General features: G+C 71.7%; 18 protein-coding genes. 13 read left to right on the top strand and 5 right to left on the bottom strand.

The genetic code is table 11. The annotated features are described in order from the left end of the window. The first annotated feature begins 214 nt into the window (after positions 1 to 214). From ABZU74_RS17315 to ABZU74_RS17295, 5 genes are all read left to right on the top strand, one after another. Complete coding sequence (locus ABZU74_RS17315; protein ID WP_355424374.1) at positions 215 to 1,039, top strand: sigma-70 family RNA polymerase sigma factor; 825 nt, start codon at positions 215 to 217, stop codon at positions 1,037 to 1,039. Between the two features lies 1 nt (position 1,040). Next, complete coding sequence (gene rsrA, locus ABZU74_RS17310) at positions 1,041 to 1,328, top strand: mycothiol system anti-sigma-R factor (protein ID WP_030336658.1); 288 nt, start codon at positions 1,041 to 1,043, stop codon at positions 1,326 to 1,328. A gap of 65 nt (positions 1,329 to 1,393) precedes the next feature. Continuing rightward, positions 1,394 to 1,564: a hypothetical protein gene (locus ABZU74_RS17305; protein ID WP_350858275.1), complete on the top strand. Its 171-nt coding sequence runs from the start codon at positions 1,394 to 1,396 to the stop codon at positions 1,562 to 1,564. A gap of 206 nt (positions 1,565 to 1,770) precedes the next feature. Then, on the top strand, positions 1,771 to 1,992 hold the full coding sequence (locus tag ABZU74_RS17300; RefSeq protein WP_196930429.1) for a biotin/lipoyl-binding carrier protein: 222 nt from the start codon (positions 1,771 to 1,773) through the stop codon (positions 1,990 to 1,992). Continuing rightward, positions 1,989 to 2,498: a GNAT family N-acetyltransferase gene (locus ABZU74_RS17295; RefSeq protein WP_355424372.1), complete on the top strand. Its 510-nt coding sequence runs from the start codon at positions 1,989 to 1,991 to the stop codon at positions 2,496 to 2,498. The genes ABZU74_RS17300 and ABZU74_RS17295 overlap by 4 nt, the downstream gene beginning before the upstream one ends. Positions 2,499 to 2,542: 44 nt before the next feature. Here the strand turns inward: ABZU74_RS17295 and ABZU74_RS17290 are convergent, their stop codons facing one another. Then, positions 2,543 to 3,121, bottom strand: a complete 579-nt coding sequence (locus tag ABZU74_RS17290; RefSeq protein ID WP_355424370.1) for a helix-turn-helix domain-containing protein — start codon at positions 3,119 to 3,121, stop codon at positions 2,543 to 2,545. Positions 3,122 to 3,232: 111 nt separating this feature from the next. On the opposite strand from ABZU74_RS17290, the gene ABZU74_RS17285 reads away from it, so the two are divergent. Further along, positions 3,233 to 4,819: an MDR family MFS transporter gene (locus ABZU74_RS17285; RefSeq protein ID WP_355424367.1), complete on the top strand. Its 1,587-nt coding sequence runs from the start codon at positions 3,233 to 3,235 to the stop codon at positions 4,817 to 4,819. Between the two features lie 30 nt (positions 4,820 to 4,849). On the opposite strand, the gene ABZU74_RS17280 is transcribed toward ABZU74_RS17285, so the two are convergent. Beyond that, positions 4,850 to 6,691, bottom strand: a complete 1,842-nt coding sequence (locus ABZU74_RS17280; RefSeq protein ID WP_355424365.1) for a tetratricopeptide repeat protein — start codon at positions 6,689 to 6,691, stop codon at positions 4,850 to 4,852. Positions 6,692 to 6,880: 189 nt separating this feature from the next. Between ABZU74_RS17280 and ABZU74_RS17275 the strand changes: the two genes are divergently transcribed. Together ABZU74_RS17275 and ABZU74_RS17270 are read left to right on the top strand one after the other, a co-directional pair. Continuing rightward, positions 6,881 to 7,912: an SIS domain-containing protein gene (locus ABZU74_RS17275; RefSeq protein ID WP_355424634.1), complete on the top strand. Its 1,032-nt coding sequence runs from the start codon at positions 6,881 to 6,883 to the stop codon at positions 7,910 to 7,912. Positions 7,913 to 7,937: 25 nt separating this feature from the next. Further along, positions 7,938 to 9,530, top strand: coding sequence for a histidine kinase N-terminal domain-containing protein (locus ABZU74_RS17270; RefSeq protein ID WP_355424363.1), 1,593 nt, complete (start codon positions 7,938 to 7,940; stop codon positions 9,528 to 9,530). Between the two features lie 140 nt (positions 9,531 to 9,670). Here the strand turns inward: ABZU74_RS17270 and ABZU74_RS17265 are convergent, their stop codons facing one another. After that, on the bottom strand, positions 9,671 to 11,161 hold the full coding sequence (locus ABZU74_RS17265) for a glycosyltransferase family 39 protein (protein WP_355424632.1): 1,491 nt from the start codon (positions 11,159 to 11,161) through the stop codon (positions 9,671 to 9,673). A gap of 462 nt (positions 11,162 to 11,623) precedes the next feature. Between ABZU74_RS17265 and ABZU74_RS17260 the strand changes: the two genes are divergently transcribed. The 4 genes from ABZU74_RS17260 to ABZU74_RS17245 are packed head-to-tail and all read left to right on the top strand — an operon-like array spanning position 11,624 to position 15,037. Continuing rightward, positions 11,624 to 13,336 carry a nitrite/sulfite reductase gene (locus ABZU74_RS17260; protein WP_355424360.1) on the top strand — a complete coding sequence of 571 codons (1,713 nt, stop codon included), beginning with the start codon at positions 11,624 to 11,626 and terminating at the stop codon, positions 13,334 to 13,336. After that, positions 13,333 to 13,494 (top strand): hypothetical protein, encoded by a 162-nt coding sequence (locus ABZU74_RS17255; RefSeq protein ID WP_167393614.1) that lies wholly within the window; start codon positions 13,333 to 13,335, stop codon positions 13,492 to 13,494. Before ABZU74_RS17260 ends, ABZU74_RS17255 begins: the two co-directional genes overlap by 4 nt. Continuing rightward, the gene (locus ABZU74_RS17250) at positions 13,491 to 14,252 is read left to right on the top strand and encodes a phosphoadenylyl-sulfate reductase (RefSeq protein ID WP_355424357.1); all 762 of its coding nucleotides are present in this window, start codon (positions 13,491 to 13,493) and stop codon (positions 14,250 to 14,252) included. The genes ABZU74_RS17255 and ABZU74_RS17250 overlap by 4 nt, the downstream gene beginning before the upstream one ends. A 17-nt stretch (positions 14,253 to 14,269) precedes the next feature. Then, positions 14,270 to 15,037, top strand: a complete 768-nt coding sequence (locus ABZU74_RS17245; protein WP_355424629.1) for a CbiX/SirB N-terminal domain-containing protein — start codon at positions 14,270 to 14,272, stop codon at positions 15,035 to 15,037. 85 nt (positions 15,038 to 15,122) lie between these two features. On the opposite strand, the gene ABZU74_RS17240 is transcribed toward ABZU74_RS17245, so the two are convergent. Together ABZU74_RS17240 and ABZU74_RS17235 are read right to left on the bottom strand one after the other, a co-directional pair. Beyond that, positions 15,123 to 15,380, bottom strand: coding sequence for a WhiB family transcriptional regulator (locus ABZU74_RS17240; protein ID WP_088950012.1), 258 nt, complete (start codon positions 15,378 to 15,380; stop codon positions 15,123 to 15,125). Positions 15,381 to 15,828: 448 nt separating this feature from the next. Continuing rightward, positions 15,829 to 16,779 carry a diacylglycerol kinase family protein gene (locus ABZU74_RS17235; protein ID WP_196919592.1) on the bottom strand — a complete coding sequence of 317 codons (951 nt, stop codon included), beginning with the start codon at positions 16,777 to 16,779 and terminating at the stop codon, positions 15,829 to 15,831. A 43-nt stretch (positions 16,780 to 16,822) separates the two neighbouring features. On the opposite strand from ABZU74_RS17235, the gene ABZU74_RS17230 reads away from it, so the two are divergent. Next, a complete protein-coding gene (locus ABZU74_RS17230; protein ID WP_124853891.1) occupies positions 16,823 to 17,212 on the top strand; it encodes a hypothetical protein in 390 nt (129 codons plus the stop codon). The last annotated feature ends 13 nt before the right edge of the window (positions 17,213 to 17,225 follow it).

The following is a 17,225-nucleotide window of genomic DNA, read 5'->3' as shown; positions in this document are numbered from 1 at the left end:
GGACGACCGTTTCCGGCGCTGGGCACTGGTCGTTGCATCCGATGGTGCCGCCGGCCCGATCGGGGCCAGTGACACCAGTCCTCCCAGGCCCTTCCTGGTCCCAGCGCCGGCCGCCGTCGGGGCCGGGACCAGGAACGGGAGGGCCGGCCGGAATGCCCCAGTGGTCATCTTGCGTTACTACCCCCGGACGACTTTTCTGCGAGGGGGGTGACCGGTGCCAACCGAGACACGAAGCCTGGAACGGGACGAGCGGGACGCCCGGCAGCTGAAGCGGCTGCTGGATGGCCCGGAATGGCCCGCGGCGGCGGGACCGGGCGGGGTGGGTGCGGTGAGCACGGGCACACCAGCCGGAAGTGAATCTGCGGGCAGGTCCGTGCGCGTATCCTCGGCGGGAAAGCATCCGACGCGAGGGGATGTGCGGTTGACCACCGAGAAGACGGACGAGCGCAGGGCCCGATTCGAGCGGGACGCGATGCCATTCGTCGATCAGCTCTACGCTGCTGGGCTGCGGATGACACGCAACCCGGCGGATGCCGAGGACCTGGTCCAGGAGACCTACCTGAAGGCGTACGCGGCCTTCCACCAGTTCGAGCAGGGCACGAACCTGAAGGCCTGGCTCTACCGGATCCTGACCAACACCTACATCAACTCCTACCGAAAGCGGCAGCGCCAGCCGATCCAGGCGCCCACGGAGGAGATCACCGACTGGCAGCTCGCCGAGGCCGAGTCGCACACCTCCAGCGGGTTGCGCTCCGCCGAGACGGAGGCACTGGACCGGCTGCCGGACAGTGACGTCAAGGAGGCCCTCCAGCAGTTGCCGGAGGAGTTCCGCCTGGCCGTCTACCTCACCGATGTCGAGGGCTTCTCCTACAAGGAGGTCGCGGACATCATGGGCACGCCGATCGGCACCGTGATGTCGCGTCTGCACCGGGGCCGTCGTAATCTGCGCAAGCTGCTTGAGCGCTACGCGGGGGAGCGGGGCTTCAGCGCTGCCCGCTCAGCGAAGGGCTCGACCGCCGCTGCCGGCCGGGAGGTGTGACGTGAGCTGTGGGGAGCCGCACGAGACGGACTGCCGCGAAGTGCTCGCGGAGGTGTATCTCTACCTGGATCTGGAGTGCGCCGATGAGCGCCGGTCGCTGATCCGGCACCACCTGGACGAGTGCGGGCCCTGCCTGCGCGAGTACGGGCTGGAGCAGGAGGTGCGGGCGTTGGTGGCGCGTTGCTGTGGCAACGAGACCGCGCCGGACGAGCTGCGCGAGCGGCTGAGGGTCAAGCTCACCGAGTTGGTGGTCTTCGAGACCAGCGACTCCCGTGAGCTGGCCGACTGAGCGTCTGAGCTGGCCGACGACGATTGAGCGTCGGCACGAGCTGGCTACACCGGTGGCCCGGGTCGATGTCGACCCGGGCCACCGGTGTACCCGGCCTCGGCCGGGTCGAGCTGAGCGGCGACGGGCAACCGGCCCGCCGACCCGTTCAGGAGTTGGGACGCTTGCCGTGGTTCGCGGCGCTCTTCTTACGAGCCTTCTTCTTCCGGGACTTCTTCGCCATGCTGACCTCCTCGTGATTGGGTCGGATCCGTCCTGCGCACGACCTCGGCGCCGATGCGGCCACCGGCGGTCCGGCGTCGGGTCCGACCCGCTGATGGTAGTGCGGTCGGCACCCGCCGCCTTCCCCAGGGCGGGCCTGCCATCCCGGCTGTGCCGCTGCGCGCCCACCACCTGTCGACGCATGATTGGATACATCGGCAGGCACGTCGCGAAGAGGGAGGGCCTGGACATGGCCGAGGAGATCCGCGCCGAGATGGTGGCCAACGTCTGGAAGGTCGTCGCCACAGCGGGTGACACGGTGGCCGAGGGTGACACCCTGGTGATCCTCGAGTCGATGAAGATGGAGATCCCGGTCGTCGCCGAGTCCGACGGTGTGCTCCAGCAGCTTGTCGTCAACGAGGGCGACGTCGTGCAGGACGGTGACCTGATCGCGGTGATCGCTTGACCGGGTTGCGGGTCCGTTCGGCCGAGTTGGCCGACTTCCCGGCGGTGGCCCGGCTGACGGTGGCCGCGTACGAGGCGGACGGCCAGCTCAAGGGCGAACACGGGTACGGCGAGGTGCTGGCCGACGTGTCGACCCGAGCGGCCAGCGGCGAGGTGCTGGTCGCTGTCGACGAGGTGACCGGGGCGGTGCTCGGCTCGGTCACGTTCGTGCTGCCGGGGACCCCGTTCGCCGAGCTGTCCGGGCCGGGCGAGGCGGAGTTCCGGATGCTCGCTGTCGACCCGGGCGCTCAGGGCCGCGGTGTGGGTGCGGCGCTGGTCGAGGCGTGTGTCGACCGGGCGACCGAGTTGGCTTGCACGGCTGTGGTGATCTGCGTGCGGGCCGGGATGGCCGATCCGGCGCACCGGCTCTACTCGCGGCGCGGGTTCGTCCGTTCGCCAGAAAAGGACTGGTCGCCGGCGCCGGGCGTGGACCTGCTCGGCCTGCGACTGGAGCTGGCCCGCGGCTGAGCGCCGCCGACCGACGAGCCCCGGGCCGGAACGACAACGCCCGGTCAGGCGTCGGGCTGCGTGCCGATGGCGGCCAGCAGCTCGTCGGCCACCTCCAGGGCGAGCTTGCGGCGTTCGTCGTCGGTGATGTGCGGGGCGCGGACCGCGAACCAGCTGGTGTGCACCGCGAACAGCGACAGCACGGCGCGTAGTTGGGCGGCGGGGGAGTCGTCGCCCCGGCAGAGCGCCCCGGCCAGCTCCATCATCCGGCCGCGCATCTTCTGGCCGGAGGAGAGGCTCTTGAGCGCGGTCTGGTTCTGCTCGAAGAAGCGCATCACGGACGGCTGGGTGCCGTCGAACATCGTGTCGGCGTACCGGGAGATCAACTCGCGGCGGGTGGCCAGGGTCGCGGGCTGGGTGGCGGCCCAGGTGGTCAGCGCGTCCATCCGCTCCAGCCGGTCCTCGACGAAGCTGGCGACGATGTCGTCCTTGCTCTTGAAGTGGTAGTAGAGCGCGGCCTTGGTGACGTTGAGGCGCTCGGCGATTTCCCGGAGCGAGGTCTTTTCGTACCCCTGCTCGGTGAAGAGTTCGAGCGCGACGGCCTTGATCCGTTCCCGCGTTCCGCCGCCTGTGCTCTCGCTCACTCACGCCCTCCAAATGGCTTGACCGTTGCTTGTACCCAACTTACCGTGCGGCTAGTAAGGTGACTAGCCGGGCGGCAAGTAAGTAAGGCAATCCTCGGGGGGAGCTTACCCATGACTCAGGCAACCCAGGCCGGCACGCGACCCACCAACATCCGGGTCGTGCTGTTCGGGCTGATGATCGCGATGATGCTCGCGATGCTCGACAATATGATCGTCAGCACCGCGTTACCGCGGATCGTCGGCGAGTTCGGCGGGCTCAACCACTTCACCTGGGTGGTTACCGCGTACGTCCTGGGCACCACCGTCTCCACCCCGATCTGGGGCAAGCTCGGTGACCTCTACGGCCGCAAGTCGGTCTTCCTGACCTCGGTCGTCGTCTTCCTGGTCGGCTCCGCCCTCTGTGGCATGGCCGGCTCCGGGATGCTCGGCGGCCCGGAGGACGGCATGGTCCAGCTCATCGCCTTCCGGGCCGTGCAGGGCCTCGGCGCCGGCGGCCTCATGGTCGGCGTGATGGCGATCATCGGTGACCTGGTCCCGCCGCGCGAGCGCGGGCGCTACCAGGGCATGATCGCCGGCATCATGGCCATCGCCATGGTCGCCGGCCCGCTGGCCGGCGGATTCATCACCGACCACCTCTCCTGGCGCTGGGCGTTCTACGTGAACCTGCCGCTGGGCGGAATCGCGCTGCTCGTGCTGATCACCACCATGCACCTGCCGAAGTACCGCACCGAGCACCGGATCGACTGGCTCGGCGCCGGGCTGCTCTCGGTCGGCATCACCGCGATCGTGCTCATCACCACCTGGGGCGGCAACGAGTACGACTGGACGTCGCCGCAGATCCTCGGCCTGGCCGTGCTGGCCGTCGTCGCGTTGGTGGCGTTCGGCCTGGTGGAACGCCGGGTCCAGGAGCCGATCCTGCCGCTGGCGCTCTTCGCCAACCGCAACTTCGCGCTGATCTCGGTGATCGGCTTCCTGCTTGGCTTCGCGATGTTCGGCGCGATGAACTTCCTGCCGCTCTACCAGCAGACCGTGCAGGGGGCGTCGGCGACCAACAGTGGTCTGCTGTTGCTGCCGCTGATGTTCGGCATGCTTGTCGTCTCGCTGGTCATCGGCCGGGCGATCACCCGCAACGGCAGGTACCGGGCGTACCCGATCATCGGTGGCGTGGTGATGACCGGGGGCATGGCACTGCTGTCCATGCTCGACACCGACACCAGCAAGCTGATGTCCTCGCTGTACATGATCGTGCTCGGTGTCGGCATGGGCTTCCTCATGCAGACGTCGATGCTGATCGCCCAGAACAGCGTGGAGCAGAAGGACCTCGGCGCGGCAAGCGGCGCGGCCACCTTCTTCCGGTCGATCGGCGGCTCGTTCGGCATCTCGCTGTTCGGTGCGATCTTCGCCAACCGGCTGGCCAGCTCCGAGGGGGGTCGGGCCTTCGGCGGCGGCGAGGCCGGCGCCGGGATGGACCTGGAGAAGCTCAAGGAGCTGCCCGCCCAGGCGCGCGAGGCGGTGCTCGGCGGTCTCTCCGACGCCATCTCGCACGTCTTCCTCTGGGCGGTGCTGTTCACCATCGTGATCCCGGTGCTCGCCTGGTTCATCAAGGAGATCCCGCTGCGCACCGCGAACGAGGCGCCGCCGCAGGCCACCCCGGAGGAGGACGCCGAGGTCGCCCTCGGCAAGGCCCCGGTCGCCTGACCCAACCGCGACAAAGCGCCGCGTCGACCGTCACGGTCGGCGCGGCGCTCCCTTGCTCAGACGTTGCCAGAGGCGGCGCAGCGGGTTGCGGGGGCGGGGAAGCCGGGGGGAGTGGGTGTCCAGCAACTCGGCGGCCAGTGCCGCCGTCGCCGGGTCCAGCTGCGGGGCGGCGAGTGCCAGGTGAGCCAGCGAGGCGGCGATCGGGACCGGTCGGCTGCGGGCCACGGCAGCCGCGTCGGCCAGCCGTTCCGCCACCACCCGGGCCACGTCCGACCGCACCGACGGGTCCACCCACGCGGCGGTGACCAGGGCGAACAGCGCCGCCTCGGTGACCCAGTCCTCGACGCCCCAGATCAGATCGAGCAGCACCCGGCGTCGGGTCGAGCCCTCCCACGGCTCGTCGGTGCGGTGGTGCAGCAGCCCCAGACAGGCCCACACCTGCACGCCACGGACCCACACCGACGGGTCGTGCGCGGCCAGCAGCCGACCCACCGCGTTGGCCGGCGCCGCCGGCGGGTGCACCAGCAGGCCGAGCAGGTCGCCCAGGTCGAGGCCGGCCAGGCCCACCGCCGCGTCGTACGCCGCCGGTGGGTGCGCCCATGCCGGGTGGGCGATCTGCCCGATCCGTTCGACAGCCGTCGCCGAGGGCGCCGCCAGCGCGGGCGTGGGCAGCGTGTCCGCGTAGTGCCACAACCGTTGAGCGGACGCCCGCCGAGGCTCGCGCGGGTCGGGCTCCGGCGCGCCGACGACCTCGATCCGCAGGCCGGGAGCTGTGGAGATCGCCGTGCCGACCGCGCTCGGTGGGGCGGCGGCGGGTAGCCGTACGGCACCGCCGAGACCGTTGTCGTCGTCGGCCACCGCTTGGCGCATCGCGTCGACCAGCGGCCCGCCGGCCGGGGTAAGTTGGCCGAGCCAGGGCCGGCCCCGGCAGCACTGCGCCAGGTCGCCGTGCTCGTGGCTGTCGTCCGGGTGGTCCCGCACGAAGTCGGCGAGCGCGACCAGGTGGGCGAGGTCACCGTCGCGCAGGTGCCGCAGGCGGTGGGCGGTGTGCACGGCGCAGTCGAACGACGGATCGCGCGCCAGCGCCCGCTCGGTCCACTCCAACGCCTCGTCCAGCCGGCCGATCTCGGCCAGGGTGCCGGCTATGTCCGCGTAGATCGCCAGGTCGTCGGGGTCCAGCTCGACGGCCCGACCGAGGGCCGCCAGGCCGTCACGGGTCCGGCCCGAGCTGCGGTACGCGTACCCGAGCCACACCTCGCCCATCTTCGAGGGCTGTGCGCGTACCCCTCGGGTGGCCCAGCGGACCGCCAGCTGGACCTCGCCGAGGCGCCGGGCCAGCGCGGACGCCGCGCCCAGCAGCAGGCCGTGTTCGGGGTGCACGGTGGCCGCGTTGCGGGCGAGCGTGAGGTACGGGGTCAGCGGGGCCCGGCCGATCCGCGGCACCGGGTCGGGCAGCGCGGCGCAGACCTGCATGAGGACGCGGGCGATGTGCTCCGGGTCCAGCCGTTCGGCCAGTTCGGGCGCTGTGACCCAGGGCACGCCGGCCCACTCGGTGCCGGGGGAGTACGCCGTCGCAGCGGCCAGCAGCTCCAGCCCTTCGGCGGGACGGCCGGCGGTGGCGAGGAGGTGGGCGCGGGCGACCACCGCACCGACGAACGTGTGGTGGTTGATCGGGAAGAGGTCGAGGCCACCGCCCCCCGTCGCGGCGAGCCGGGCCAGCGTCTCGTGCACCTCCGGGAGGGTGGGGGCGCGGGCCAACGCGCCGGCGAGGTGGCCGGCGGCGTGGTGCAGGTCGCCCTCGTCGAGTGCCAGCCGGGCCAGCGCCAGCTCCTCCGTGGCGGAGAGCGCGGGGTCGTCCGTTCCCTCGGGCACGTCGTCCTCTCGTCGCGGGCTAGACCGGGTACATCGGGGAAAGCGTAGTTGATATTGAGATCATTCGGTGATCATCTGCGCACTCGTGCTCGTTAGATTGCTTGGATACGCTAAAAAGTGCAAGACTGAGCAGGAACCGCGCGGTAACCGCGCAAGAGGGGAGTGTTCGTGACGCGTGCAGGGGCTGGAATGGCCGCCGACATCGACGAGCAGCCGGCTGGCTATGCGCGCCTGCTCTCCGCCGACAACGCCGCCGAGATCGCCCGGGTGGCGGCGGTCATCGCCGAACGTCGGCCACGGCACGTGGTCTTCACCGCGCGGGGCACCTCCGACCACGCGGCGCTCTACGGGGCCTACCTGACCGAGATCCGGCTCGGCCTGCCCGCCGGGCTCGCCTCGCCCAGCGTCGTCACCCTGTTCGGGGCCCGCCCCGACCTGTCCGACGCGCTTGTCGTCGGGGTCAGCCAGAGCGGCGGCTCGCCCGACCTGGCCGAGGTGCTGCGCGCCGCCCGAGCCTCCGGGGCACTGACCCTCGCTGTGACAAACGCCCCCGACTCGCCGCTCGTCGACGTGGCCGAGCTGAGCGTCGACATCGCCGCCGGGCACGAGCGGGCGGTGGCCGCCACCAAGACCTACACCGCCGAGCTGCTCGCCCTGCTGATGCTCGTGGAGGGGATCCGGGCCGGTGACGGCGTGCTCCCGAAGGCCGAACGGGAGGCCCTCGACACGCTGCCCGAGCTGGCCGCCCGCACCCTGGCCGACGGCACCCCGGCCCAGCTCGCCCCGCGCTACCGGTTCGCCCGTCAGCTGGTCACCACCGGCCGCGGGTACGCCTACCCGACCGCCCGGGAGGCAGCGCTGAAGCTGATGGAGACCTCGTACCTGCCGGCGCTCGCCTTCTCCGGCGCCGACCTGCTGCACGGCCCGCTCGCGATGACCGACCCGGAGGTCCCGGTGCTCGCCGTGGTCGGCTCCGGCCCCGGTGGCCGGTCGATGGGCGAGGTGCTGCCCCGCCTCGGCGAACGCCGCGCCGACGTCGTGGTGGTCGGCTCCGCCGACGTGCCGGGCGCCACCCGGCTGGCCGTTCCCGAGGTCGACGAGCGGTACGCCCCGCTGTTGGACATTCTGCCGATGCAGCGGTTGGCGCTGGCCCTGGCGCTCACCCGGGGCGAGGACCCGGACGCGCCGCGCGGGTTGAAGAAGGTCACCGCGACGATGTGAGGCGGGGCGTGGCACCCTGGTCACCGTGTCCACGCTGCGCGACCTCGCCGAGGAGCACACCCATCTCCGTCCGGCCGACATCGACCACCTGCACCGGATCGCCGGCGACTGGCAGCTGCTCTCCGATCTGTCCTTCGCTGACCTGCTGCTCTGGGTGCCGGTCGACGCCGACGGCACGTTCCTCTGCGTCGCCCAGGTCCGTCCGACCACCGCGCCGACCGCCTACCAGGACGACCAGGTGGGTCGGATCGTCGGCGGGTCGGAGGTGGCCCACCTGGGGGTGGCGTACTCCCAGGGTCGGATCTGGCGCGAGGGCGACCCGGTCTGGTACGGCGACGTGCCGGCCCGGCACGAGGCGATCCCCGTCCGGCTGCGTACCGCCGAGGGGGAGGCCGGCGAGGTGATCGCGGTGGTCGGACGGGACACCAACCTCTCCACCGCGCGTACGCCCAGCCAGCTGGAGCTCAACTACCTCACCACCGCCGACGACCTGGCGCAGATGATCGCGGACGGCACCTTCCCGCCGCCGAGGCATCCGGGCGAGACCACCTCGGCCCCCCGGGTCGGCGACGGCCTGGTCCGGCTCGACGCCGGCGGAAAGGTCACCTACGCCAGCCCGAACGCGCAGTCCGCGTACCGCCGGCTCGGCTACGCCTCGCACCTGGTGGGGGAAGACCTGGCCGGGCTGCACCGCCGGCTGGCCGGTGATCCGCTGGACGGCACCGAGGCCTCGAACGGGATCCTGGCCGCGCTGCGCGGTGAGGCGCCACCCCGCCGGGAGATCGACGCACGAGGTGCCACGATGCTCACCCGGGCGCTGCCGCTGATGCCGGCCGGGGTGCCGATCGGAGCGCTGGTGCTGGTCCGGGACATCACCGAGGTCCGCCGCCGGGATCGGGCGCTGATCACCAAGGACGCCACCATCCGGGAGATCCACCACCGGGTGAAGAACAATCTTCAGACCGTGGCCGCGCTGCTGCGGTTGCAGGCCCGCCGGGTGTCCATGCCGGAGGCCCGGGTCGCGCTGGAGGAGTCGGTCCGTCGGGTCGCCTCGATCGCCCTGGTGCACGAAACGCTCTCCATGTCCAGTGACGAGGCGGTGGAGTTCGACGGCATCGTCGACCGGGTGGCCAGCGCGGCGACCGAGGTCGCGGCGACCGAGGTGAGCGTCGGCATGCGGCGGCGGGGCAGCTTCGGCGTACTGCCGGCCGAGATCGCCACCTCGCTGGTGATGGTCCTCAACGAGTTGCTGCTCAACGCCGTCGAGCACGGCTTCCCGCCGGCCGACGAGGCGGAGGAGGCGCCGGTACCCGCGGCTTCCGGCATGGTCCCGGTCGCCGCACCCGAGGTCGACCCGGCACTGCGACCCGAGGTGGTGGTCTCGGCGCACCGGTTTCGCAAGATGCTGCACGTCTCGGTGACCGACAACGGGCGCGGCCTACCCCCGGACTTCGACGCCGAACGCGGCAGCCGGCTCGGTCTCCAGATCGTTCGAGCCCTGATCACCGGGGAGCTGCGCGGCACCATCGAACTGCGCGCCGGCGCCAACGGTGGCACCGAGGCCATGTTGGTCGTTCCGCTGGCCCGCAACGCCCACGACGGCCGCTCGCAGGCCTGACCCCCGCGCCGGTGTGCCGGCCGCCGTTCGACGCGCTGCGGCCGAAGTCGCTTTCGGGCAAAGCGGTAACGCCGGGCCCGAGCCGCACCCGGACCCTGGGCGGCACCGGCCCGACGCGGCGACCGGGCTCAGGCGGTGGGTCAGCGGTCGGGACGGTGGGTGAGCAGCGCGACGGTGAGGCCGGGGCGATGCCAGACCTGGGTGACTGTGAAGTCCGTGCGCAGAGCGTCGCCCTTGGCGCCGGGCACGGCGGCCAGCGGCGCGGCATGCCGGCCGGAGACGACGAGCCAGACCCGTGTCGTACCGGCCAGGCACTGTGCTGGCTGGGGGCACTCGGCGGCCCACAGGTCGCCACGGCGGACTTCGTCCTCGGTGACCAGCACGTCGCGAGGCGGGTTGCGGAGATGATATTCGATGCCGAGGTCGAGGAAAAGCCAGCTGTGCCGGGGCGAATAGACCACCGCGTCCCCCGGGCGTTGACCGTCGCCGATCACCTGGGCCGCACCCGCGTAGTCCACCGGCGCGCTGCGTGGCCACTCGTGGGTCCGTCGCAGCGCGGCCTGGTCGGGTAGGCCGAGCAGCCCGGCCAGCACCACCACGACGAGCGCGGCCGGTGCGGCCACGGCGGCCAGCGCCGCGCCCGCCAGCAGACACGCGAAGGGCACCACGAAGACCAGGTACCGGGGCACCCACAGGGGTACGACAGTGCCGGCGGCGAAGAGCAGCAGCACGGGCAGCAGCACCGCGCCGACCGGCAGCAGGGCGCGTCGCCCGAGTCGGGCCGCGCCCAGCGCGGCGACCCCGACCAGCAGGCCACCGACCACACCGCTCTGCGCGACGCCACCGGGCAGTGCGGCCAGGTCGTCCAGCCGGGCCAGGTGGACCCAGTTCAACTGCCGGGACTGCTGGGTCCGGGCCTTCACCAGCAGCGGGCCGGCCAGCAGCGCGACCGGCACCACGGCGACCAGCCACCGCCACACCCGCCGGTCCCGCTCGGCGTCGAGGTGCGCCGGGGTGGCGATGCCGGCCGGGGCCGGGCCCCGCCACCAGGCGATGAGGACCACCAGCGCGTGGGCGGCGAGCAGTGTGAGCGCGATCAGGTGGAAGAGCCCGAGGGCGGCGACAGCGGCGGCGTAACCGGCCCAGCGGGGCCAGCTCGGTCGACGCAGCGCGGTCACCAGCAGCAGGGTGGCGAGCACGGCGAACATGGTGGCCAGCGCGTACGGCCGAGCCTCCTGCCCGTACCGGGAGGTGCCGGGAAGCACGGCGAACAGCAGCCCGGCGAAGAGGCCGGCGCGCCGGTCGACGAGCCGCGCCCCGAGCACGGCCAGCAGCCCGGCGGCCACGGTCATCGCCAGCACGGCAGGCACGCGCAGGGCGATCGTGGAGTCGCCGAAGAGCCTGGTCCAGCCGTGCATCAGCAGGTAGTACGGCCCGGTGGCCGCGTCGATGGTGCCGGCCAGCCGGGCCAGGTCGCCGGGCGACCGGGTGGCCGCGCTCCACGTCGCCAACTCGTCGCGCCAGAGCTGGGCCGAGCCCAGCCCGGTCACTGTCACCGCCAGTGTCAACAGTGCCGGGAGGAGCCAGACCGGCAGTCGACGCAGGTGCTCCCACGCCGTCCCGGCCGACATCTCGGACAATTGCCCCACGGTTCGAGCCTGCCACGGCCACCCCCTGCAGGGGCGTCAGCCGGCAGCAGGGGGTGACCGGGTTCGTACCGACCGGTCAGCACGCCCGTCGCGAGCGGGGGCCGGCGGTGCGTTCTGCCCGAACTGTCCTTGGTGACCAACTGGTCGGCTGACCTCCGGCCCGTGATGTGGGATCCAGCACGCGGACATTGGCCGGCCCCCATGGGGTGTGGCAGCATGAGCCCATGACCGCCGCAGTCGTCCGCCGCTTCGTGGCACGTCGCCACGTCGATTACGGCCGCGTGCGCAGCGCGATCTGTCCGGCCTACTGACGACGCCCGACCAATCTGTCTCGGGCGCGCTCCGCGCCGGCTGTCTGAAGACACCGTTGTCCCGCCCGCTTCGCCGGGCCGGCCGCCGCGCCCCGCGTACCCAGAGGCACAGCAGACAACGGAGGACGCCGCGATGGCGGTCAGCAGCATCCCGGCCCGTTCCGAGGACCCGACGGCTCGCCCGACCCGAGCTCCGCGCCGGCCACGGGGTGAGGGTCAGTGGGCGCTCGGCCACCGCGAGCCGCTCAACCCCAACGAGCGGATCAAGAAGGACGACGACCCGCTCAACGTGCGGGCTCGAATCGAAACCATCTACGCCCACCGAGGCTTCGCCTCCATCGACCCGCAGGACCTGCGGGGCCGGTTCCGCTGGTGGGGCCTCTACACCCAGCGCAAGGCGGGCATCGACGGCGGGCGCACCGCCGTGCTGGAGCCGCACGAGCTCGAGGACGAGTTCTTCATGCTCCGCGTCCGCATCGACGGCGGCCAGCTCAGCCTGGCCCAGCTGCGGGTGATCGCGGACATCTCCCGGGAGTTCGCGCGGGACACCGCCGACATCACCGACCGGCAGAACATCCAGTACCACTGGATCCGGGTCGAGGACATGCCGGAGATCTGGCGTCGGCTGGAGTCGGTCGGCCTGCAGACCACCGAGGCGTGCGGCGACTGCCCGCGGATCGTGCTGGGCAGCCCGGTCGCCGGGGTGGCCCGCGACGAGCTGCTCGACCCGACCCCGGCGATCGACGAGATCGTCTCCCGCTACGTCGGGGACAAGCAGTACTCCAACCTGCCCCGCAAGTTCAAGACGTCCATCTCCTGGCTGGTCGACACCCCGTACGAGTCGAACGACATCGCCCTCCTCGGCGTCGACCACCCCGAGCACGGCCCCGGCTTCGACCTCTGGGTCGGTGGCGGGCTCTCCACCAACCCGATGCTCGCCCAGCGGCTCGGTGTCTGGGTGCCGCTGGCCGAAATCCCCGACGTGTGGGCCGGCGTGGTCGGGATCTTCCGCGACTACGGCTACCGCCGGCTGCGTAACCGGGCCCGGCTGAAGTTCCTGGTGGCCGACTGGGGCGTGGAGCGTTTCCGGGAGGTCCTGGAGAAGGAGTACCTGGGCCGTACGCTGCTCGACGGCCCCGCCCCGGAGCTGCCGGCGAAGCCGATCGACCACGTGGGCGTGCACGAGCAGGCCGACGGGCGGCACTACGTCGGCGCCGCTCCGGTGGTCGGGCGGGTCTCCGGCGCACAGCTCAGCCAGCTGGCCGACGTGGTCGAGGCGCACGGCAGCGACCGGGTGCGGCTCACCCCGTACCAGAAGCTTCTGGTGCTCGACGTGCCGTCGGAGCGGACGGAGTCGCTTGTCGACGCGCTGCGCGGGATCGGTCTGGAGGCCCGGCCGTCGGCCTGGCGGCGCGGCACGATGGCGTGCACCGGCATCGAGTACTGCAAGCTCGCCATCGTCGAGACGAAGGCCCGCGGCGAGGAGTTGGTGGCCCGGCTGGAGCAGCGGCTGCGCGACTTCGACGCGGACATCTCCATCCACATCAACGGCTGCCCGAACGCCTGCGCACGCACCCAGGTGGCCGACATCGGGCTCAAGGGTCAACTGGTGGTCGGCCCGGACGGCCGACAGGTCGAGGGTTTCCAGGTGCACCTGGGCGGCGGGCTGGGCATGGCCCAGGGACAGACCGCCGGTTTCGGCCGCAAGCTGCGCGGCCTGAAGACCACCGCCGAGGAGCTTCCGGAGTACGTGGAACGGCTGGCCCGTCGCTACCTGGCCGGTCGGAGCGAGGGCGAGACGTTCGCCAACTGGGTGATCAGAGTCGACGAGGAGGAACTGCGGTGAGCAGCGAGAACCGAGCGGCACCTCTGTACTGCCCGTACTGCGGCGAGGAGGACCTACGGCCGCACGAGGCGGGGCACGGCGCCTGGGAGTGCCACGCCTGCACCCGGGTCTTCTCGGTGAAGTTCACCGGGCTGCTGTCGCGGGCGGTGACCCGATGAGCCTGGTGTCCGCCGCCGGCCTGGGCCTGGTCGGCCCGGGCGGTCCGACGCCTGTCGACCCGTCCCGGCGCGGCCCGGACGAGCTGCGCACGCTGGCCGAGGAGGCCGCCCGGGACCTGGAGGGCGCCCCGGCGCTGGAGATCGCCCGGTGGGCGACGCAGACCTTCGGCGACCGGTTCTGCGTCACCAGCTCGATGGCCGACGCGGTGCTGGCGCACCTGGTGTCCCGGGTGGCTCCGGGAGTCGACGTGGTCTTCCTCGACACCGGCCTGCATTTCCCCGAGACGCTGCGGGTACGCGACGAGGTGGCCCGGACGCTCCCGGTGAACGTCCGGTCGATCCGGCCGCGGCTCACCGTGGGGCAGCAGGACGGCCAGTACGGCCCACGACTGTTCAACAAGTCGCCGGACGACTGCTGCCAGTTGCGCAAGGTGGAGCCGCTGGAGCGGGCGCTGTCCGGGTACGACGCCTGGGCCGCCGGTCTCCGTCGGGACGAGTCGCCGACCCGCGCCAACACGCCGGTGGTGACCTTCGACGCGCGACGCGGCAAGGTCAAGGTCAACCCGATCGCGGCGTGGTCGCAGAAGGATGTGGACGCCTACATCGCCCGCTTCAACGTGCCGGTCAACGAGCTGTTCAAGCAGGGTTACGGGTCGATCGGCTGCTGGCCGTGCACCCGCCGTACGAAGGCCGGCGAGGACGCGCGGGCCGGCCGGTGGGCCATGTTCGAGAAGACCGAGTGCGGGCTGCACGTCTGACCTCCCCGGGGACGACCCTGACCGGCCCCGGTGTGGCCGACGGGGCGGACCCGGTGGTGCTGGTCGCGCACGGCAGCCGTGACCCACGGGCGGCCGATGCCACCCGGGCGCTGGCCCGGGCGGTGTCGGCGGCCCGGCCGGGCACCCCGGTGTTTGCGAGCTGGCTGGACCACACCGACCCGGGGCCGACCGAGGTGCTGCGCGACCTCGCCGTGGCCGGTCACCGCCGGGCGGTGCTGGTGCCGCTGCTGCTGACCGCCGCCTACCACCATCGGGTGGACATTCCGGCGGCGGTCGCCGCGGCGGCGCGGTCCGGGCCACCGCTGACGGTACGGGTCACCGATGTGCTCGGCCCGGCGGACGACACGACCGATCCGGGGCTGTTGGCCGGGCTGTGCCGTCGGCTGGGTGAGACGCGTCCGGGCCGATTCGACGCGTTGGTGCTGGCCGCGGCGGGCACCCGGGACGCCCGAGCGCGGCGCTCGGTGGGCCGGGTCGCGGACGCGCTCGGCGTGGAGTTCGGGGTGCCCTGCCGGGTGGCGTACGCGTCGGCGGCCCCACCGGCGGCCGGCGTGGCGGTGTCCCGGCTACGGGCGTCCGGCGCGCGCCGGGTCGCGGTGGCCGCGTACTTCCTGGCACCGGGGCTGTTCCACGACGCGGTGACCCAGGCGGCCGTGACGGCGGGCGCGGTGGCGGTCGCCGCGCCGTTGACCGACGCGCCGGAGTTGGTGGAGTTGGTGCTGCGTCGGGTCGACGACCGGCCCGTGCTGGCGTCGACGGGCTGACCCGTGCCGGCAGGGTGATCCGGTGCCGGACAGCGGAACGCCCCGGCGGGCGAACCCACCGGGGCGTACAGCGTGTCGTTGGGGATCAGGCGGAGTGAGCGCGCAGCACCCGGAGACCGCCGCGCCGCTTGACGGCGCGCCGCTCCTCCTCGCTCATTCCGCCCCAGACGCCAGCGTCCTGACCTGACTCGAGTGCCCACTGCAGGCACTGGTCGGTCACGGAGCAGCGCCTGCAGACGGCCTTGGCCTGCTCGACCTGCAGGAGAGCCGGACCGGACGTCCCGATCGGGAAGAACAGCTCCGGGTCCTCGTCACGGCAGACACTATGGTGACGCCAGTCCATGGCGGCAACACTCCTCATTCTGGATGGGTGGCAACAATTGCTTGGTCGTGCTTTTCCTATATGCATCCGCGTGCCGATGGTGACAGTTAGCGTCCGTCCATTCGGCAGTGCGTGAGCAGGCAGTTGGTGCCGGGGACCTGCTGGAACAGCTCAACCTGACGAGCATATCCAGGCACTGTCCCGGTAACTCAAGTTCGCTTGTGAATACTTTCACGAACAGTCGTGATGTCAAGGGTGACGCTCGGAAAAACTCCGGGCGGTGAGCAAGACCACAACCCATTTGTCCGGATACCAGCGCTTTCCTGGTTACCCGCCGTGCCACAGTCGAGGATCAATATAGTACAGTCCGCGTGACATTGCTGACATTTCCGGCACCTGCCCTCGGTGTGGCGGCGACCGTGTCGGCCGGTTGTGGCCACCGCTTCGACCAAGGGCAGTACCCCGAGACCTAGCAGATTACTCTCAGTGCGGCCGGAACGGAGGTGAATCTGACTTTCTCCCGCTCGCCGAGATAGTCCCCATCGAGCTGGAACGCCTGGGGGCGGCTGGAGACCAGCGTGAACTCCGCCGTGTCATGGAGTCGTAACACCTGCCGGCCGCGCGGATTCGGTTGCCGGGACAGGAACTGCGTCACTGTCCGTGTTGTGCTAGCCACCCGGAGCTGACGCAACGCCAGCACATCCAGCCCGAGGTCGAACGACGCCGCCGGGTTCGGGTTGACCTCCCGGTCGCCCAGGTAGGTCCAGGGCGCCGTGTTCTGGATGATGACGGTGGCCAGCTCGGCCTCCGCCGGCTCGCCCGGACGCTCCAGGACGATCGCCGGATGCCGCCGGTCCGAGGCGAGGAAGTACTGATTCATGATCGAACGCAGATAGAGCGACGGCGTCGACACTCGCCCCTTCCGCCGGGCCTGCTCCACCCGGTGGATCACCGCCGCGTCCAGGCCGAACCCGGCGCAGAAGGTGAAATAGCGATCGTCGGCCAGGCCCAGCCCCACCGTGCGGCTCCGGCCCAGCCGAAGCCCTTCCAGGATCATGCTCGTCGCCTCCGGCCACTCCCGAGGCAGACCCACCGCGCGGGCGAACACGTTTGTCGAGCCACCGGGGACGGTCGCCAGCGCGGGCAGTCGCTCGGCCATCGGGGCATCGCCGGCACGAGTCGGCGGTTCGGCCGTCATCAGGCCGTTCACCACCTCGTTCACCGTGCCGTCGCCACCCAGGGTGACGACCAGGTCGACCCCCTCCGCAGCTGCCTCCCGGGCCAGCGCCACGGCGTGCCCGCGCCGACGGGTGTAGCGCACGCTGAGATCGACTTCGCTGCGCAGCGCCCGGACGAGCACGTCCCGGCTGCGTTCGCTGGTGGTGGTGGCCTTCGGATTGACCACCAGGACGGCCCGCATGGGCGGCACTGTACCTTCCGACAGCCCGGGTATCGTGGCGCGCGTGACCATCGACTCGGACCCGATCCCCGTCACGCTCCGCTGGGCGGTCCGGCTGCTGTGGGCAGAGGCGGCCGTCGTCGGGCTGATCGCCGTCTGGCTGGTCTGGGCCGACCTCACGGCCACCCGCACCGACCTGCTGGCGGCGTTGCTGGTGACCGTGTTCGCCATCGGGGCGGCAGTGGCGCTCTGGGCGCTGGGCCGCGCGCTGCTGCGCCGTCAGGCGGGCGCACGGGCCCCCGCGATCGTCCTCCAGCTGATGCTGCTGCCGATCGGATGGTTCATGATCCAGGCTGGGCTGGGTTGGCTGGGAGTGCCGCTGATGGCGCTCGGCCTGGGCGTGGCCTGGCTGCTGATCTGCCCTCCGACCACCCGCGCCCTCGGCTTCGAGTGAACGCGCCGGTGCG

This window comes from Micromonospora sp. NPDC005171 (assembly GCF_040608575.1).
Lineage (GTDB): Bacteria > Actinomycetota > Actinomycetes > Mycobacteriales > Micromonosporaceae > Micromonospora.
The sequence above is the reverse complement of the archived record's forward strand: the minus strand, read 5'-3'. Positions and strand labels throughout refer to the sequence as shown.